Origin of the sequence: Micromonospora coriariae, from assembly GCF_900091455.1 — a bacterium.
Classification (GTDB): Bacteria; Actinomycetota; Actinomycetes; order Mycobacteriales; family Micromonosporaceae; genus Micromonospora; species Micromonospora coriariae.
The window spans coordinates 91,506-108,547 of the sequence record NZ_LT607412.1; the positions used below are offsets into that span (position 1 = coordinate 91,506).

General features: G+C 70.1%; 12 protein-coding genes. 9 read left to right on the forward strand and 3 right to left on the reverse strand.

Annotated features, from left to right (window positions below):
* The first annotated feature begins 176 nt into the window (after positions 1–176).
* From GA0070607_RS00420 to GA0070607_RS00430, 3 genes are all read left to right on the forward strand, one after another.
* Positions 177–914 carry a sulfite exporter TauE/SafE family protein gene (locus GA0070607_RS00420; protein ID WP_157743043.1) on the forward strand — a complete coding sequence of 246 codons (738 nt, stop codon included), beginning with the start codon at positions 177–179 and terminating at the stop codon, positions 912–914.
* Between the two features lie 174 nt (positions 915–1,088).
* Complete coding sequence (locus tag GA0070607_RS00425) at positions 1,089–2,960, forward strand: transketolase (RefSeq protein WP_231931230.1); 1,872 nt, start codon at positions 1,089–1,091, stop codon at positions 2,958–2,960.
* A 69-nt stretch (positions 2,961–3,029) separates the two neighbouring features.
* Positions 3,030–3,437 carry a DUF2267 domain-containing protein gene (locus GA0070607_RS00430; RefSeq protein ID WP_089016381.1) on the forward strand — a complete coding sequence of 136 codons (408 nt, stop codon included), beginning with the start codon at positions 3,030–3,032 and terminating at the stop codon, positions 3,435–3,437.
* Between the two features lie 142 nt (positions 3,438–3,579).
* Here the strand turns inward: GA0070607_RS00430 and ileS are convergent, their stop codons facing one another.
* Both ileS and GA0070607_RS00440 read right to left on the reverse strand, forming a co-directional pair.
* The gene (gene ileS, locus GA0070607_RS00435; protein ID WP_089016382.1) at positions 3,580–6,702 is read right to left on the reverse strand and encodes an isoleucine--tRNA ligase; all 3,123 of its coding nucleotides are present in this window, start codon (positions 6,700–6,702) and stop codon (positions 3,580–3,582) included.
* Between the two features lie 612 nt (positions 6,703–7,314).
* Complete coding sequence (locus GA0070607_RS00440) at positions 7,315–7,722, reverse strand: nitroreductase family deazaflavin-dependent oxidoreductase (protein ID WP_089016383.1); 408 nt, start codon at positions 7,720–7,722, stop codon at positions 7,315–7,317.
* A gap of 407 nt (positions 7,723–8,129) precedes the next feature.
* Between GA0070607_RS00440 and GA0070607_RS00450 the strand changes: the two genes are divergently transcribed.
* Positions 8,130–8,684: a nucleotidyltransferase family protein gene (locus tag GA0070607_RS00450; RefSeq protein ID WP_089016385.1), complete on the forward strand. Its 555-nt coding sequence runs from the start codon at positions 8,130–8,132 to the stop codon at positions 8,682–8,684.
* A 106-nt stretch (positions 8,685–8,790) separates the two neighbouring features.
* Here GA0070607_RS00450 and pdxR read toward each other — a convergent pair whose 3' ends face one another.
* Positions 8,791–10,209: a MocR-like pyridoxine biosynthesis transcription factor PdxR gene (gene pdxR / locus GA0070607_RS00455; RefSeq protein ID WP_089016386.1), complete on the reverse strand. Its 1,419-nt coding sequence runs from the start codon at positions 10,207–10,209 to the stop codon at positions 8,791–8,793.
* Positions 10,210–10,256: 47 nt separating this feature from the next.
* On the opposite strand from pdxR, the gene GA0070607_RS00460 reads away from it, so the two are divergent.
* From GA0070607_RS00460 to GA0070607_RS00485, 5 genes are all read left to right on the forward strand, one after another.
* Entirely contained in the window at positions 10,257–11,609 is a 1,353-nt protein-coding gene (locus GA0070607_RS00460; protein ID WP_089016387.1) for an FAD-binding oxidoreductase, read from the forward strand.
* 38 nt (positions 11,610–11,647) lie between these two features.
* Entirely contained in the window at positions 11,648–12,073 is a 426-nt protein-coding gene (locus tag GA0070607_RS00465) for a DUF6069 family protein (RefSeq protein WP_089016388.1), read from the forward strand.
* 115 nt (positions 12,074–12,188) lie between these two features.
* The gene (locus GA0070607_RS00470) at positions 12,189–14,111 is read left to right on the forward strand and encodes a S9 family peptidase (RefSeq protein WP_231930693.1); all 1,923 of its coding nucleotides are present in this window, start codon (positions 12,189–12,191) and stop codon (positions 14,109–14,111) included.
* Positions 14,112–14,579: 468 nt separating this feature from the next.
* Positions 14,580–15,374: an MBL fold metallo-hydrolase gene (locus GA0070607_RS00480; RefSeq protein ID WP_269458413.1), complete on the forward strand. Its 795-nt coding sequence runs from the start codon at positions 14,580–14,582 to the stop codon at positions 15,372–15,374.
* A 363-nt stretch (positions 15,375–15,737) separates the two neighbouring features.
* Positions 15,738–16,901 carry an IS110 family RNA-guided transposase gene (locus GA0070607_RS00485; RefSeq protein ID WP_089016390.1) on the forward strand — a complete coding sequence of 388 codons (1,164 nt, stop codon included), beginning with the start codon at positions 15,738–15,740 and terminating at the stop codon, positions 16,899–16,901.
* Positions 16,902–17,042 lie beyond the last annotated feature (141 nt).

The following is a 17,042-nucleotide window of genomic DNA, read 5'->3' on the forward strand; positions in this document are numbered from 1 at the left end:
GTCACCTGGCGGCAGGTGACGTCGTACTGCGCAACGTCGGATTCTTCGAATTCTGCGCCCGGTAGTAGGGACCCGGCGATGCCGCCGTCCGCCCAGAACAGCAGCTCATGAGCACTGCACGGCCGCTGGTCCTGTGTCGGGGATCTCCGGGCCGCCGGTTGTCCACCCGCCGTCCGGTGCGTCAGTCTCAGCGGGTGGTCATCCTGCTCATCGCGTTCGGCATCGTGCTGCTCGGCGCCTTCGCCCAGGCGGTCAGCGGCTTCGGGTACGCGCTGGTGACCGTGCCGTTGCTGGCCGCCGCCGTCGACCCGCGCGCCGCCGTGGTGGTGTCGGCACTGACCGGCGTCGGGCTGACCGTCACCGCGGCCATCCGGGAACGCGCCCACGCCCGGTGGCGGGTCGCGGCGGCACTCACCGCCACCGCCCTGCTCGGCCTGCCGGCCGGCCTGCTGGTTCTCGCGCTCGCGCCAGAGAGGCTGCTCAGCGCGCTGATCGCGGTCGTGGTGCTCGGCTGCGCCGCGCTGGTCTGGTCCAGGGCGCCGATCCGCACCGGACGGATCGGTCTCGGCGCCATCGGCGTCCTCGTCGGGGTGCTGACCGCCGCCACCGGGACGAACGGGCCGCCGCTGGTCGCCGCTTTCCAGTCGCTCGGCTACGATCCGCGCACCTTCCGGGCCACCCTGGCGGCGACCTTCTCGGGCACCAGTCTGATGGGGCTGACGGGGTTCCTGCTGGCCGGTCAGATACACGGCGATGTGGTGCGGATCTCCCTCGTGGCGCTCCCCGCGGTGCCGCTGGGTTGGTGGCTGGGAAACCGACTGTTCCACCGCATCGACCCCGTGGTGTTCCGACGGATCGTGCTGGTCGGGCTGCTCGGCAGCGCCGGTGCCGCGCTCGCGAGCATGGCCGGCTGAGCGGGTCGTCCACGGCCCCCCGGTGCTGGCTGCAGTGCCGTATCCGGCGGTGGCGGGCTGGCCGGTCGTCTCCCGGTCACGGCCGGCCCCGCCCTGGCTCCTGGCAAATCGGCGGTTACCGGGCAACGCGGGTTTTTCCTGACTACGGTATCTGCGGAGGCGATGTCGGTGACGATGGAAGCAGAGCGCACCCTGCCCGCGGAGGAGCTCACACGACTGGGTGAGCTCGCCGCCCAGCTGCGAGTGGACGCGATCCGGTGCAGCACCAGGGCAGGATCGGGGCATCCGACCTCGAGTCTGTCCGCCGCGGACCTGCTCGCGGTGCTGATCTCCCGGCACCTGCGTTACCAGTGGACGGACCCGCGCGGTCGGACCAACGACCACCTGATCTTCTCCAAGGGCCACGCCTCACCGCTGTTGTATGCGGTCTTCAAGGCGGTGGGTGCGATCACCGATCAGGAGTTGGTGGAAACCTACCGCCAGCTGGGGTCGCGCCTGCAGGGACACCCCACGCCGGCCCTGCCCTGGGTCGACGTGGCCACCGGATCGCTCGGTCAGGGACTGCCCGTCGGGGTCGGGATCGCGCTCGCCGGCCGGCACCTCGACCACCTGCCGTTCCACGTGTGGGCGCTGTGCGGCGACAGCGAGATGGCCGAGGGCTCCATCTGGGAGGCGCTTGACAAGGCCGGCCACTACGGGCTGCACAACCTCACAGCGATCGTCGACATCAACCGGTTCGGGCAACGGGGCCCGACCGAGCTGGAATGGGACCTGGACACCTACCGCCGCCGGGTCGAGGCGTTCGGCTGTCAGGCGCTCGTCATCGACGGACACGACCTGGCCGCGATCGACGAGGCGTTCGCCCGGGCGCGGCAGGCGACGGGTCCGACCGTGGTGCTCGCCCGGACGGTCAAGGGCAAGGGGGTGCCGGAGATCGAGAACCAGCCCGGGTGGCACGGCAAGCCGCTGAAACCCGACATGGCCGAGCAGGCCGTAACGGCTCTCGGCGGGGTACGCCAGATCCGCGTCACCGGGCCGCGACCCAAGCCCACCCCGCCCGCTAGTTCCCCCGCCGGCGAGCCGCCCACGCTGCCGCGATACGACAAGGGGACGAAGGTGGCCACCCGGAACGCGTACGGTGACGCGCTGCGCGCGCTGGGCTCGCGGCCCGACGTGGTCGCCCTGGACGGTGAGGTCAGCGACTCCACCCGCGCCGACAAGTTCGCCGAGGCGTATCCCGACCGGTTCTTCGAGATGTTCATCTCCGAACAGCAACTGGTCGCCGCCGCAGTCGGACTGCAGGTACGCGGCTATCGGCCCTTCGCCGCGACCTTCGCCGCATTCTTCTCCCGCGCCTACGACTTCGTGCGGATGGCCGCCGTCTCCCGGGCCGACATCGCCCTGTCCGGGTCGCACTGCGGGGTGGAGGTCGGGACGGACGGTCCCTCCCAGATGGGGCTGGAGGACCTGGCGGCCATGCGCGCCGTGCAGGGCTCGACAGTGCTGTATCCCAGCGACGCCGTGTCCTGCGCGGCCCTCGTTGCGCAGATGGTCGACCGCAAGGGCGTCAACTACCTGCGCACCACCCGAGGCAAGTACCCGGTGCTCTACGACAACGAAGACACCTTCCCGGTCGGCGGCAGCAAACTGCTCCGCGGCGGCGACGACGACGACATCGCGCTGATCGGCGCCGGGGTGACGGTGCACAACTGCCTCGCCGCCGCCGACGAGCTGGCGCGCGAGGGAATCAAGGCCCGGGTCATCGACCTGTATTCGATCAAGCCACTGGACCGGGACCGGTTGCTCGACGCCGTCCGGACCACCGGCGGTCGGCTGCTGGTGGTCGAGGACCACTACCCGGAGGGTGGCGTGGGATCGGCGGTCCTCGAGTCCCTGGCCGACCTCGCCGAGCCGGTGCGGGTGAAGCACCTGGCGGTACGGGGCCTGCCCACCTCCGGTACCCCGACCCAGCTGATGGACCAGGCCGGGATCGGGGTGAACGCCATCGTCGCGGCGGCACGCGCCGCACAGGCCCCCGGCCACTGACGCGGCGGGCGCCGTTTCACCCTTGGACGCGCGGGTAGACGCAGCATTCGCGGCAGGAAGGGGTTCGAGATGGACTACACGGAGTTCATCCAGTCGGTGGCGGCTCGACCGAAGGTGTCACCGACCCTGGCCGAGCCGATCACCCGTGCCACGCTCGCGACGTTGGCGGAGCGGCTCAGCGGCGGCCAGGCACGGGATCTCGCCGCGCAGCTTCCCGAGGAGCTGCGGGCAGACCTACGCAAACCCGACGAGCAGGCCGAACCGTTCGAGCTTCCCGAGTTCTTCGAGCGGGTGCAACAACGCGCCGCGGTGGAGTTGCAGGCGGCGACCGACGGGGTGCGCGCCGTGCTGGACACGCTGCGGGACGCGGTCAGCGCGAAGGAGTACGAGGACTCCATCGCCCAGTTGCCGAAGGAGTTCTGGCAGCTGACCGGGCCGGCCGCCACCCGGCTCGAACCCCGCCGGATCGGCACATAGGCCCGGCCGCGTCACGCCCGTAGCCGGACCTCGGCGGATTCGCGGTCGCTGCGCAGCCCCTTGCAGCAGGGGTGGCGCAGTCCGGGCGGCGGGCTGACCCAAGTTACCGCCCCGGGCCGTGGTGGCCCGGGGCGGCGGAGAGTCAGGCCCTGCGGAGCCAGAAGGTCAGGCCGAGCGACTCGTCGGTGAACGGCTGGGCGTCCGGCCAGGACGGTTCACCGTCGGCGCAGTCGGTCGCCAGCACCTCCTCGGCCACCAGGTCGCGGTGCTCGGCGAGGGCGAGCGCGGTCTCCTCCCGGTCCGTCCGGTACCGCAGCTCGATCCGGTCGGTCACCTCCAGGCCGCTGCTCTTGCGCGTCTCCTGGATCTGCCGGATCGCGTCCCGGGCCACCCCGGCCCGGCGCAGCTGCGGGGTCAGATGCAGGTCCAGGGCCAGGGTCGCGCTTGCGTCGCTGGCCACCGCCCACCCCTCCCGCGGCGTTTCCACCACGACCACCTCGTCCGGGCCGAGCGTCACCGACTCGTCGCCGAGGAGAACCGTGGCCGAGCCGGTGTCCCGCAGCGAGTCCCGCAGCGCGGCGGCGTCCGCGGCCGCGATCGCCTTGGCTACCTGCTGCACCCCCTTGCCGAACCGCTTGCCGAGGGTTCGGAAGTTGGCCTTGGCGGTGGTGTCCACCAGCGAACCGCCCGCGCCGCCCACCGGCTCGACCGAGCCGACGTTCAGCTCGGCGGCGATCTCGGCCAGCAGCTCCGGCGACAGCTCCTCGAACCCGTTGGCGGAGGCCAACGCCCGGGACAGTGGCTGACGGACCTTGATCCCGGAGTCGGCCCGGGCGGCGCGGCCCAGTTCGACCAGCCGGCGGGCGAGCGCCATCTGCCGGGACAGGGCCGGGTCGATCAGCGATTCGTCGACCTCCGGGTACGCGGCCAGGTGCACCGACTGCGGCAGCGTCGGGGCGACCGGCACGACCATGTCCTGCCAGACCCGCTCGGTGACGAACGGGGTGAGCGGCGCCAGCAGCAGGGTGACGGTGCTGAGCGCCTCGTGCAGGGTGGCGAGCGCCGCACGGTCGCCCCGCCAGAAGCGCCGCCGGCTGCGCCGGACGTACCAGTTCGACAGATCGTCGATGAAGGTGGCGAGCAACCGGCCCGCCTGGTGCGTGTCGAACGCCGCCATCGCCGCGTCGACCTGCTGGACCAGCGTGTTCAGCTCGGAGAGCACCCACCGGTCCTGCACCGGCCGGTCCGCGGGCGCCGGGTCGGCGGCCGACGGGGTCCAGCCGGCGGTGCGGCCGTAGAGGGACTGGAAGGCGGCCGTGTTCCAATAGGTCAGCAGGATCTTGCGGACCACCTCCTGAAGCGCCGTGTGCCCGACCCGGCGCGCCGACCAGGGCGAGCCGACGGCGGCCATGAACCAGCGCACCGCGTCCGCGCCGTGCTGGTCCATCAGCGGGATCGGCTCCAGAATGTTGCCCAGGTGCTTGGACATCTTCCGGCCGTCCTCGGCCAGGATGTGGCCGAGGCAGACCACGTTCTCGTACGCCGACCGGTCAAAGACCAGCGTGCCGATGGCCATCAGGGTGTAGAACCAGCCGCGCGTCTGGTCGATGGCCTCGGAGATGAACTGGGCCGGGTAACGCTCGGCGAAGAGCTCGGCGTTGCGGTGCGGGTAGCCGAACTGCGCGAACGGCATGGAGCCCGAGTCGTACCAGGCGTCGATGACGTCGGGCACCCGGCGGGCGGTCTCCCCGCAGTGGCAACCGAAGGTGACGTCGTCGATGAACGGCCGGTGCGGATCGAGGTTGCTCAGGTCGGACCCGGTAAGCTCGCCCAGCTCCGCGAGCGAGCCGACGCAGGTCAGGTGCTCGTTCGGGCAGCGCCAGATGGGCAGGGGGGTGCCCCAGTAGCGGCGGCGCGACAGCGCCCAGTCGACGTTGTTGTTGAGCCAGTCGCCGTAGCGGCCGTACTTGACCGTGGCGGGGTGCCAGGTGGTGCGCTCGTTCTCCCGCAGCAGCGCGTCCCGCACGGCGGTGGTCCGCACGTACCAGGACGGCTGGGCGTAGTAGATCAGCGCGGTGTGGCAGCGCCAGCAGTGCGGGTAGGTGTGCTCGTACGGCTGGTTACGGAAGAGCAGGCCCCGGATCTGCAGGTCCTCGATCAGCGGCCGGTCGGCCTCCTTGAAGAACAGCCCGCCGACCAGCGGTACCTCCGGGAAGAACCGGCCGTTGGACTGCACCGGGTTCACCATCGGCAGGCCGTACGCCCGGCTGTTGGCCAGGTCGTCCGCACCGAAGGCGGGCGCCTGGTGGACCAGCCCGGTGCCGCTGTCCGTGGTGACGTACGACGCGAGGATCACGATGTGCGCGTCGGGGACCTCGACCAGGTCGAACGGCGCCCGGTAGGTCCACCGCTCGAGCTCCTTGCCCTTGAACGACTCGCCGGTCAACTCCCACCCGTCGCCGAGCGCGTACGCCAGCAGCGGCTCGGCCACCACGAGCTGCTCGTCGCCGTCGCTGGCCACCACGTACCGCACGTCGGGGTGCACCGCGACCGCGACGTTCGACGGCAGGGTCCACGGGGTGGTGGTCCAGACCAGCAGCGCGGCCCGGTCGGCCAGTGGGCCAGAGGTGAGTGGGAATCGGACGAAGACCGACGGGTCGACGACCGTCTCGTAGCCCTGGGCGACCTCGTGGTCCGACAGGCCGGTCTCGTCCCGCGGGCACCACGGCGCGACCCGGAAGTCCTCGACCAGCAGGCCCTTGTCGAAGATCTGTTTCAACGACCACCAGACGGACTCGATGTACTCCGGGTCCATGGTCCGGTAGGCGTCGTCCGTGTCCACCCAGTAGCCCATGCGCTCGGTGAGCTCGGCGAACGCGTCGGTGTGCCGGGTGACCGACTCGCGGCACCGGGCGTTGAACTCCGCGATGCCGAACTTCTCGATGTCCTGCTTGCCGGAGAAGCCGAGCTCCCGCTCGACGGCCAGCTCCACGGGGAGACCGTGGCAGTCCCAGCCGGCCTTGCGGGCGACGTGGAACCCCTTCATGGTCTTGTAGCGCGGGAAGACGTCCTTGAAGACCCGGGCCTCGATGTGGTGGGCGCCAGGCATGCCGTTGGCTGTCGGCGGCCCTTCGTAGAACACCCACTCGGGGCGGCCCTCGGACTGCTCAAGGCTGCGCGCGAAGATGCTGTTGGCGTGCCAGAAGTGCAGGACCTCATGGTCGAGCTCGGGCAGATCGACCTGGGTCGGTACGCTGCGGTACATCGTTCCTCCGTCGGCGCGTGTGGTAAAGCTCCGCCGGAGGGACGAGGCCGTAGGCCCCGCGGTACCACCCTCCTTGGCCGGTCAAGGCCCTCTCGTTCTCCTGTGGTCGGGTCTACTCGGCCTGGCGGCCTTTCTTCCGACGGCTCCGGGGTGATCTTCCCGCCACGCACACCCCCGGGCTTCCACCATCCCCGGATCGCTTCTGGCTGCGTGCGGCGGTACTCGTCCCCATCTGCGCCTTCCGCACGCACCCTATCCCAGCCCATCTGATCACGACCACGGTGTTGCGGACGCCCTACCCCTTGGACACACCGACAATTTTGCCGACTCCATCGGCATCGCCGGCCCGACCACCGAGGGGCCAAGGCCCGGCTCACAATCGACGGCCTGCCGCCGGTCGAGGGGGTCGTCGACCTCGCCGGTCTTCCGACCTACGTCGGCATCCGCACCGACGACGCGCTCGACCGGCAAACATCGGTTGGGACCGATCTGACCGCGGGCCCTACGACGGAGTTGAGGCGCCGCGTAGCGGCCGGATTGCGACATGAGCGGATATGCGCCGGACCAGCGGCGCGGCCGCACCGGCGGGTACGGGGGTTGTACCGCCTCCGCCTACGGCGCAGGTTCCAGTACGACGACTGGGATCTGGCGGGTGGTCTTGCGCTCGTAGTCGGCGAAGCCTGGATACGCGGCCTTCTGCGCGCTCCAGATCCGTTCCCGCTCGTCCCCGGGGGCAACTCGAGCGACCAGCTCGACCTTGTCCGTACCGATCTCCGCTTGGGCCCGCGGATGAGCGAGCACGTTGTAGTACCAGTCGGGATTGATGGGCGCGCCGCCCTTGGACGCGAACACGGCAAAGGCACCGTCGACCTTCTGGTACATCATCGGGTTCACGCGAGGCTGGCCGCTCTTGGCGCCGACCGTGTGCAACAGCAGCAGCGGCGCTCCAGCGAACTGTCCGCCGACCCGCCCACCGTTGGCGCGAAACTCAGCGATGATCTTGTCGTTCCAGTCGCTCATGCTTCTCCTCGGCTGCGCGCACCGGCTACTTGAACAGATTCTGTCAGTCCCAACCCGCGCGTGATACCGCACTCGACGGCAGGATCGGCTCACCGTCGACGGCTCGGCGGTAACCGTCGAGCGTCTGCCTGGCAGGGCGGCGTATCCCCGGCGGGAGTGTCGACCCGCCTTTTCACCCTCGCCCACGGGCAGGTCGGCCGGTACAGGGCCAATTTCCGGTTCCGGGTCACCGACTGCGCGTGCGACGCCAGCTGGTACTACGAGGACTGGGTGGTCCATGTCAGCAATGGCGGTGTCGCACACGACCGGTTCCTGCACGGCGAACCGGACCGCGTTGTCGACAACCGTGTCCATCTTTACGGCGGTCGCGCGCGCCGAGATGACCGCTAGCGTTTAGGGTCCCTGGGATGGTCATGAACGCGCAGGACGTTGTGGGCGTGATCGAGTCAGACCCGGGAGCGATGAGAGTCCTTCGGGCTACGGCCGACCTTGGATTACCGGACTGGTGGATCGGTGCCGGCTTCGTACGCAACCGCGTCTGGGACGCGATCAGCGGCCTCCCTGCCTCGCCCGAGCGCGACGTGGATGTCGCCTACTTCGACGCGGAAAAGCTGGACCCACGCGAGGAGGCACGCGCCGAAGCCCGAGCCATGGTGGCCCTGCCTGGGGTGCCGTGGGAGATCCCTAATCAGGCACGGATGCATCTGCGCAATGGCGATGAGCCCTACACGTGCGCCCTGGACGCGATATCGCGCTGGCCCGAGACGGCGACGTGCGTCGCGGTGACTCTGCGGGGCGATTCTGTTCGCCTGGTGTCCTGCCACGGTCTGACTGACCTTGTGGGAATGGTTGTCCGTCCCTCTCCAGCCTTTACCAACGCGGCGGGTCGCGCGAAGGTACAGCGCCGCGTGGAGGTCAAGGGATGGCTCCAGCGATGGGCCGAGCTGCGGCTGGAGATCTAGCGCGCACGTCAACCAAAGGGTGGCCCTTGACAGGGACGTCCTCTTCGCGGCACGGGCGGACATCCACTCCACAACCTGTGTCAAGCTCCGTCGCGAGCGGCTCGCCTCAGGTGTGCGCACGGACCTCTGCGACCGCGTCGGCGAGGACTTGCACTCCGTTTGTGATGGCACGTTCGGTGAGGGTGGCGTAGCCGAAGATCAGCCCGCCGGGTCCGGCGGGGCTCAGTCGGTACCGGGAGACGCCTTGCACGACAAGTGCGTGCCGGGCGGCGGCGGCCACGACCGCGGCCTCGTCGAGGTCGTGCGGGAGCCAGGTTACGACGTGTTGGCCCGCCGCGACACCGACCGGCTCCAGGTCGGGCAGCCGTGTGCGCAGCGCGGCCAGGAGTGCGTCGCGGCGGCGGCGGTAGACCGGGCGCATGCGCCGCAGGTGCCGGTCGAATTCGCCGCGGGTAAGGAAGTCGGCGAAGGTCAGTTGGTCGATGACGGGAGAGCCGCGGTCGGCCAGAACCTTGGCCGCCGCGATGTCGTCGACCAGGTGTGACGGCGCCAGCAGCCAGCCGAGGCGCAGCCCTGGCGCCAGGGTCTTGCTCGCTGTGCCGCAGTACACGACGGTGTCGGGCGCCAGCCCCTGCATGGCGCCGACGGGCGAGCGGTCGTAGCGGTACTCCGCGTCGTAGTCGTCCTCGATCACCACGGCGCGGCGACGCTGCGCCCAGCCGATCACCCGGGCTCGAGCGGTGGCGGACAGGACCCCGCCGGTGGGCCACTGGTGCGAGGGCGTCAGCACTACGGCGTCCGCGTCGGTCTGTTCGAGCTCTTCGACGAGAATGCCGTCCGGCCCGACCGGGACGCCGATCACCTCCAGGCCGGCGGCGGCCGCGACGCGGCGGGCGTCGTCGTCCGCGGATGGGTCCTCGACGGCCAGCCGGCGGGCGCCGCGCGCCGCGAGCACCTGGATCAGCAGCGCGACGCCCTGGCCGTAGCCACTGCAGATCACGACGTTCTCCGGGCGGGCCAACGTGCCGCGGACCCGGTTGAGGTAGTCGGTCAGGGCGGTGTGCAGTTCGGGCACGCCACGTCCGTCGAGGTAGGCGAAGCGCTCGTTCGGCGTGGTGGTGAGGACCGTGCGCACCGAACGCAGCCAGGCGGCCCGGGGGAACGACGACACGTCGGTGCGGCCGTACCCGAAGTCGATCCGGGCCGCCGACCGATCCCCGGTGCGGCGATCCGCTGGCGGCGGAACCGGCTCGACCGCAACCTGGGTGTAGCCGCCAGCCCGACTGGTGAGGTAGCCCTCGGCGACGAGTTGCTGGTAGGCCTCGACCACCACGCCACGCGACACTCCCAGATCGGCTGCGATGGTGCGGGTGGGCGGCAGAGACGTCCCGAGACGCAACCGGCCGGCCCGGACGCCGCCCCGGATCGAGGCGGCGATCTGCCGGTGCAGCGGCTCGGCGGCGGACCGGTCGACATCGATGAGCAGGTCCTGCGCCGTGCTGGAATTGGTCCTGATTCGGCCCATGCAATCGGACCTTACCTGGTGTACCGATTTCCGTCAGGCTCAGACGTATGACCACAGTGACCAGCGCTCGCTTCGACGGCCGCCTCCTCACCCCGGGCGATCAGGGTTACGACGCGGCCCGCACCATCTGGAACGCCATGATTGACCGCCGCCCGCGGATGATCGTGCGGGCCGCGAGCGTCACCGACGTGGTGACCGCGGTGCGCCTGGCCCGCGAACTCGACCTGGAGATCGGGGTGCGCTGCGGCGGGCACAACGTGGCCGGTCTCGCCGTCCCCGCGGACGGCCTGATGATCGACCTGACCCCGATGAACGGCGTTCGGGTCGACCCGATCCGGCGGCGCGCCCGGGTCCAGGGCGGCGCGCTGCTCGGCGCACTCGACCGGGCGTCGCAGCCATACGGCCTCGCCACGACCGCAGGTAACGTCTCGCACACCGGCGTCGGCGGCCTGACCCTGGGCGGCGGCATGGGCTGGCTCGCCCGCCAACACGGGTTGGCCTGCGACAACGTCGTCTCCTACACAATGGTCACCGCCGACGGGGCCGTGGTGACCGCGAGCCGAACCGAGAACGCCGACCTCTACTGGGGCCTGCGCGGCGGGGGCGGCAACTTCGGCATAGTCACCGACTTCGACTTCCAACTGCATCACACCGGAACGCAGACCCTCGTCGCCGAGTTCGACTTCCGCGCCGAGGACGCCGTGCCGGTGCTCGAAGGCTGGCGGGACCTGAACGCCGTCGCACCGCGGCAGGCGACCTTCACCGCCGATGTCCACAGCACGGCCATCGGCCCGATCGCCACCGTCGGCTTCGTGTGGGTCGGCGACCCGGCACAGGGTCGCCGGTTGCTGCCGGCGATGCGCGCGCTCGGGCGCCCGGTCGCCGAGCGGGTCACCACGCCGTCGTACCTCGAACTCCAGCAACGCGACGACACCACCGGCGGCCACGCCTACCGCCGGTACTCCAGCGCGCACTACCTGCGGCAGTTCCCCACCGCCGCAATCGAGGCGTTCCTGCTGCGCGGCGCGTCGGACCTGCACGCCGGCACCTACCTGCCCGGCGTCGGCCTGCAGGCGCACGGCGGCGCCATCGCCGACGTCGCGGACGCCGACGCCGCATTCAGCCACCGCGGCACCACGTTCGAGTTCGGCGCCGGCTCCCGCTGGACCGAGCCATCCGAGGACGACACCCGGATGGCAGCGGCGCGCACTGCCGGAGCCGCGCTCGACCCGTACGCCGACGGCGTCTACGTCAACTCACTCGCCGCCGACGAGGGGCAACGCGGGCTACGCCGTGCATACCCGGCCGCCAAGCTCGCCAGGTTGAGCGCCCTCAAGACCGTCTGGGATCCGCAGAACACCTTTCACCTCAACCACAACATCCGGCCCAGCCACGCCTGAGCCGGCACCGAGAATGCCGACAGATCGAAAGGATGCTCATGACCTCCACCGGCCCCAACGTTCAACTCAGCACACACAGCCAGCAGCGCAGCCGGCTGTTCCTGCCGGGCCTGGCCGCAGCGGCTGGCGCCGCCGTCGCCGTGACGGCCGTCGCGGCCACCGCCATGGCCGTCGGTGTCGACTTCGAGCTACCCGAAAGCGGCGCGTCGATTCCGCTGCTCGGCTTCACGCAGCTCACGTTCATCTTCGGTGTGGTGGGCATCCTCATCGCCCTGGCGATCCGCCGTTGGGCGTCCCAGCCGGCACGCACCTGGGTCCGCACCGCGGTGGCACTCACCGCGCTGTCGCTCGTACCACCGTTCCTGGTCGACGCCAATCTCGCCATCGAGTGCACGCTCGTGCTCACACACCTGGTCGCCGCCGCGATCGTGATCCCTGTCATCGCCCGCCGGCTGGCCAACTGACGATCGTTCGTCACGGCACCCGGCGTGAATGTGGGGGCTGCAGCCACTCATGGTCCTGGCCGGCGCGTTGCGGCACCGGTTGGCCGCCGTGGGAGTTGATCGATACTGTGCCTCGGTGGCCCGTGCACAGCTCACCGCCCAGTTGGTGGTTGACGGTCGTGTTCCGCAGTCATTGGCGTTGTCGCCGAACGGCAAGTGGGTCGCCTACGTGGTCGCACCGGTCGGGCGCGCTGGTGACCACCCGGTCAGCGAACTCTGGGTCGCCGCCGTCGACGGGACCGCGTCTCCGCGACGATTGACCTCGGGTGAGGTATGCGATTCAGCGCCGCGGTGGGCCGGGGATTCGCTGTCGATCTACTTTCTCTCCGACCGGGCCGAGCGTGGCACGGCGCAACTGCACCAGGTGGGGCTCGTCGACGGCGTTGTGCAGGCGGTCACGTCCTGGGCCGGTGGGGTGTCCGGGCACCTTCCGCTGGCCGATCCGGACCTGGTCGTGGTGATCGCAGCCGATGAACCGTCCGCTGAGGACGAACGTCGGGCCAGGGAGCGCGACGACGCTCGGGTGTGGGGTGAACGCGTCCGCCCGGACCGGCTGAGGCTGCTCGACGTACGGAGCGGGGAGGTTCGGACACCGGATGCGTTCGGCGACCGTCACGTCGTGGAGGTGGCCCAGCGGCCTGTCGATGGAGTGCTTGCGGTACTGACCTGGTCGACCCCCGACGTGGACCCGGGTCTGCTGGAGCCCGGTCTCCACCTGCTCGATCCGGACAGCGGCGGGACCCGTGAGCTCGGCCCGGCCGCAGCGGGCGCGTCGTCGCTCGTCTGGTGGCCCGCCGACGACGGCTGGCACCTGGCATATGTCGCGCAGACCCCGCCCGCTCTGGCGGGCGGATACGCGGTTCTCGATGTCGCAGTACCCGGGAGCGGGCCGGTGGGCGAGCACCGTAACCTGACCGCCGGCACGACCGTCTGCCCGAGCAACCTGGTCCAGGCCGACACCGGGCCGCCGCTGGCGCTGGTCGCCGACGGGCTCGATACCGCGATCCACCGGCTCGATCCGGCCGGGCCCAACCTCGTCGAAGTGTCCCGGGTCGACGGTCTCGCGACGTCGTTGACCACCTGCCGGCACGGTGACGTCGTCGCGGCGGTGGTGAGCACGTCCTACGAGCCCGGGAACGTCCACGCCGGCCCTACGAGCGGGCCGCTGAGGAGCCTGACCGATCTCAGGCCCGAACTCCGCGACACCCGGTGGGGTGATCAGGAGCGCCTGTCGTACAAGGCACCTGACGGGCTGACATTGGACGGCCTGCTGATTTTGCCCGCCGGCCGGTCCCACAAGGACGGGCCCTTTCCACTGGTGACACTCGTTCACGGCGGCCCGTACGACCGGCACGCCGACCGGCTCATGCTCGGCTGGCACCCGTCAGGCCAGTGGCTGGCGACCGCCGGCTACGCCGTGTTCCTGCCGAACCCGCGCGGCGGCCAAGGGCACGGCCACGACTTCGCGGTGCGCGTCGCCGGTGCGGTCGGCCTGGACGAGTGGACCGACATCTGCGCCGGCATCGACCTGCTCATCGCCGATGGCGTCGCCGACCCCGAGCGGCTGGGCATCGGAGGCTGGAGCCACGGCGGTTTCATGGCCGCATGGGCGGTCGGGCAGACCGACCGGTTCAAGGCCGCGGTGATGGGTGCCGGAATCAGCGACTGGGGAATGCTCGCCGCAACCGGAGAACAGGGGCCGTTCGAGGCTGCCCTCGGCGGTAGCAGCGGCTGGGAGGGACCGGGTCCGCACCGCCACGACCGGCTCAGCCCGATCTCGTACGCTTCCAAGGTCCGCACGCCGGTGCTGATCCTGCACGGCGAGAACGACACAAACGTTCCGGTGTCACAGGCGGAGTTCTTCCACCGCGCGCTACGCAGGTTCGGAGTCGAGCACGAGTACGTCGTCTACCCCCGGGAGAACCACTCGATCCGCGAACGTAACCACCAGATCGACGTGCTCCGCCGCACCCGCGCGTGGTTCGACCGATGGCTCTGATGAACCCAACGTCCGACCGCCACGACCGAGCGTGGCCGGCACCTATTTTAGAAACAGAGCGGCGAGCAGCGGCAAGCGTTGACGCAGTTGCTGATCGTCGTCCAAGTTCCACAGCACCCACGCACGCATCTCGGCTACCTCCGGACGCAACCGGGCCGGCTCGGCGGGACGCTGGGTGGCGCGCGAGTCGTGGCAGAAGCGGGTATCAGAGCCCATGCAGGGCGCCAGGTCTGCCGGGGTCGGTATCCAGCACGTCGCAGCCAGTGCTCGGTGTAAAGGACGCGGTTGGGGGTGATGATCGTCAGAGGGTCGGTGGGGGGCTCCCTCAGGGAGCCTCCCTGCTCAACGTGGTCCGACCAGACGTCCTCGCACTCGGGTCGTACCACCGCCGGCGGCTACCTAGGGTGACGGGGCGATCCGACGCCGACGCGCACGATCGGCGGCAGTTGTGGATGTTCGGGCAGCGACATGCATCAGTCAACTGGAACAGTTGGCGAACCGGCCGATAAGATCCTTCGGGTGCGGCTAAGGGTTCTGGGCGGGTGCGGTGCATGGCCAGAGGCGGGCCAGGCATGCAGTGGCTACCTCGTGGAGCACGACGGGTTCCGGCTGCTCGTCGATCTCGGCTATGCGACCGTGCCGCGACTGCTGGAACACATCACCGCGGACCAGGTCGACGCGGTGTTCATCAGCCACGGACATCCCGATCACTGCGCTGACCTGAATCCGCTGCTGCGGGCACGAGCGTTGCGTGATGATCCGCCGGCGCCGCTGCCGGTGTACGCGCTGCCTGGCGCGCTGGATGCGGTGTTAGCGCTGGACCGCCCCGGGATGCTGGATGCCGCCTACGTTCTGCATGAGATAACCGTCGGCAGCCGCCTCGACATCGGCCCGTTCCGGGCCCAGACCCGTTTGCTGCCGCACTGGGTGCCAAATGCCGGCGTGCGGCTGGCTGCGGGCGACCAAGTTCTCGCGTACACCGGTGACACCGGCCCGAGCCCCGACGTGGTGGAACTGGCGCGCGACGCCGACCTGCTGCTGGCCGAGGCCACCTACGTGGATGAGGTGCCGGAGGACTCGCGGCGGTACCTGTCGAGTGCGCGCCAGGTAGGTCGGCAGGCCGCCGATGCCGGCGTCAGACACCTACTACTGACACACCTGTGGCCAGGCACGGATCCAGCGGCTGCGCGAGCCGCCGCCGGCGACAGGTACGACGGTGAGGTCGGCGTCGCCACTGCTGGCCTGGTCCGAGACCTGCCCTAGACCTCGGCTTTCCCTCGGCTTCGGAAGCGTCCACGCCGGACAACCTCCGCTCCATCACAGTTCGCAAAACGCGCGCTCCTCGGCACGTCCGGACGCCGACGACCGGCGTCCGACCTCACCTTCGGTGACGAGCGCTTCGCGGCTACCTGTTGACTGGTGGTACGACCGCAGCCCGGCCAGGCTTGGTCGAGGTGACCGGTGGGGTCGCTCTCATCGCGGCTGCCCACCGCTGTTTGGTGTGGCTCTCATCTGGCGTGCGTCCCGCCGGTCACCGCGGCGGAGAGAGGCTCAAGAGGGGACTGCCGGGCTCAAGGTAGCGCTGCCCTCCCGTCGACGAACACCGTCGGATCGAGGGAGGACACGATGGCCCAGGTCATCATCGGCGTGGACCCGCACAAGCGTTCCGCCACCATCGAAATCATCAACGCCCGCGAGAAGGCGATCGGGCAGGGCCGGTTCGGCACCGACCGCGACGGCTACCAGGTCATGCTCGCCGCCGGCCGCAAGCACAAGGACCGCCTGTGGGCGGTCGAGGGCTGCAACGGCATCGGCCGGCACGTCGCTCAACGCCTGGTCGCCGACGGCGAAACCGTCGTGGACGTTCCCGCGAAGCTGTCCGCCCGGGCCCGCGTGTTCGCCACCGGCCAGGGCCGCAAGACCGACCCGGTCGATGCCCGCAGCGTCGCTGTGGTCGCCCTGCGCACCGAAGGTCTGCGGCAGGTCGTCACCGACGACACCACGGTCGCGTTACGGCTGCTGGTCGACCGCCGTGACCAGCTCGGACGGGCCCGCACCGACGTGGTCTCCCGGCTGCACCACCTGCTGCTCGAGTTGGTGCCCGGCGGCGCGAAGAAGGACCTGTCCGCCCAGCAGGCCCGCGCCCTGCTGGGCAGCGTGCGCCCGCGCGACGTGGTCGGCAAGACCCGCCGCCGGCTGGCCTCCGAGCTGATCGGCGAACTCGTCGTCATCGACAAGAAGATCAAAACCGCGAAACAGGAGCTCACCGACCTGGTCAACAGCACCGGAAGCCGGCTGATGGACCTGACCGGCATCGGACCGTCCGGCGCGGCCCGCCTGATCGGCGACATCGGAGACATCCACCGGTTTCCCAGCCGCGCCCACTTCGCCTCGTGGAACGGCACCGCACCGATCGACGCCTCGTCCGGCGACCAGAACCGGCACCGGCTCTCCAGAGCCGGGAACCGGCGCATCAACCGGGCCCTGCACATCATGGCCATCGTCCAACTGCGCCGTGACACCGAAGGGCGCCGCTACTACCGACGCAGACTGGCTGCGGGCAAGACCCCGATGGAGGCCCTACGGGCACTGAAACGGCGGCTGTCCGACATCGTCTACCGGCAGATGGTGGCCGACGCGAAGCTGGTCGGGACGGGTCCGGGAGGACACGCGGGGGCGACTCTGCAATCCAGCGCGGCCGACCTGAACCCCGAGATCGACACTTCGGAAAAGTCACTTCCCGGACCCGCCACACCCCAGCCTAGAACACCCCTCTTGATCATCACTTGACACAGAGGGGTGCCAGAAGAGTGCGGCTTACTAGGGCTCGTCCCCCACAATCAGTACCTGCATGACGGATGTCTATGACCAGGAAAAGTATCGCTGACATTCGCCTACTGGACACACCGCTCAGTCTGTCCTTGCCGGCGC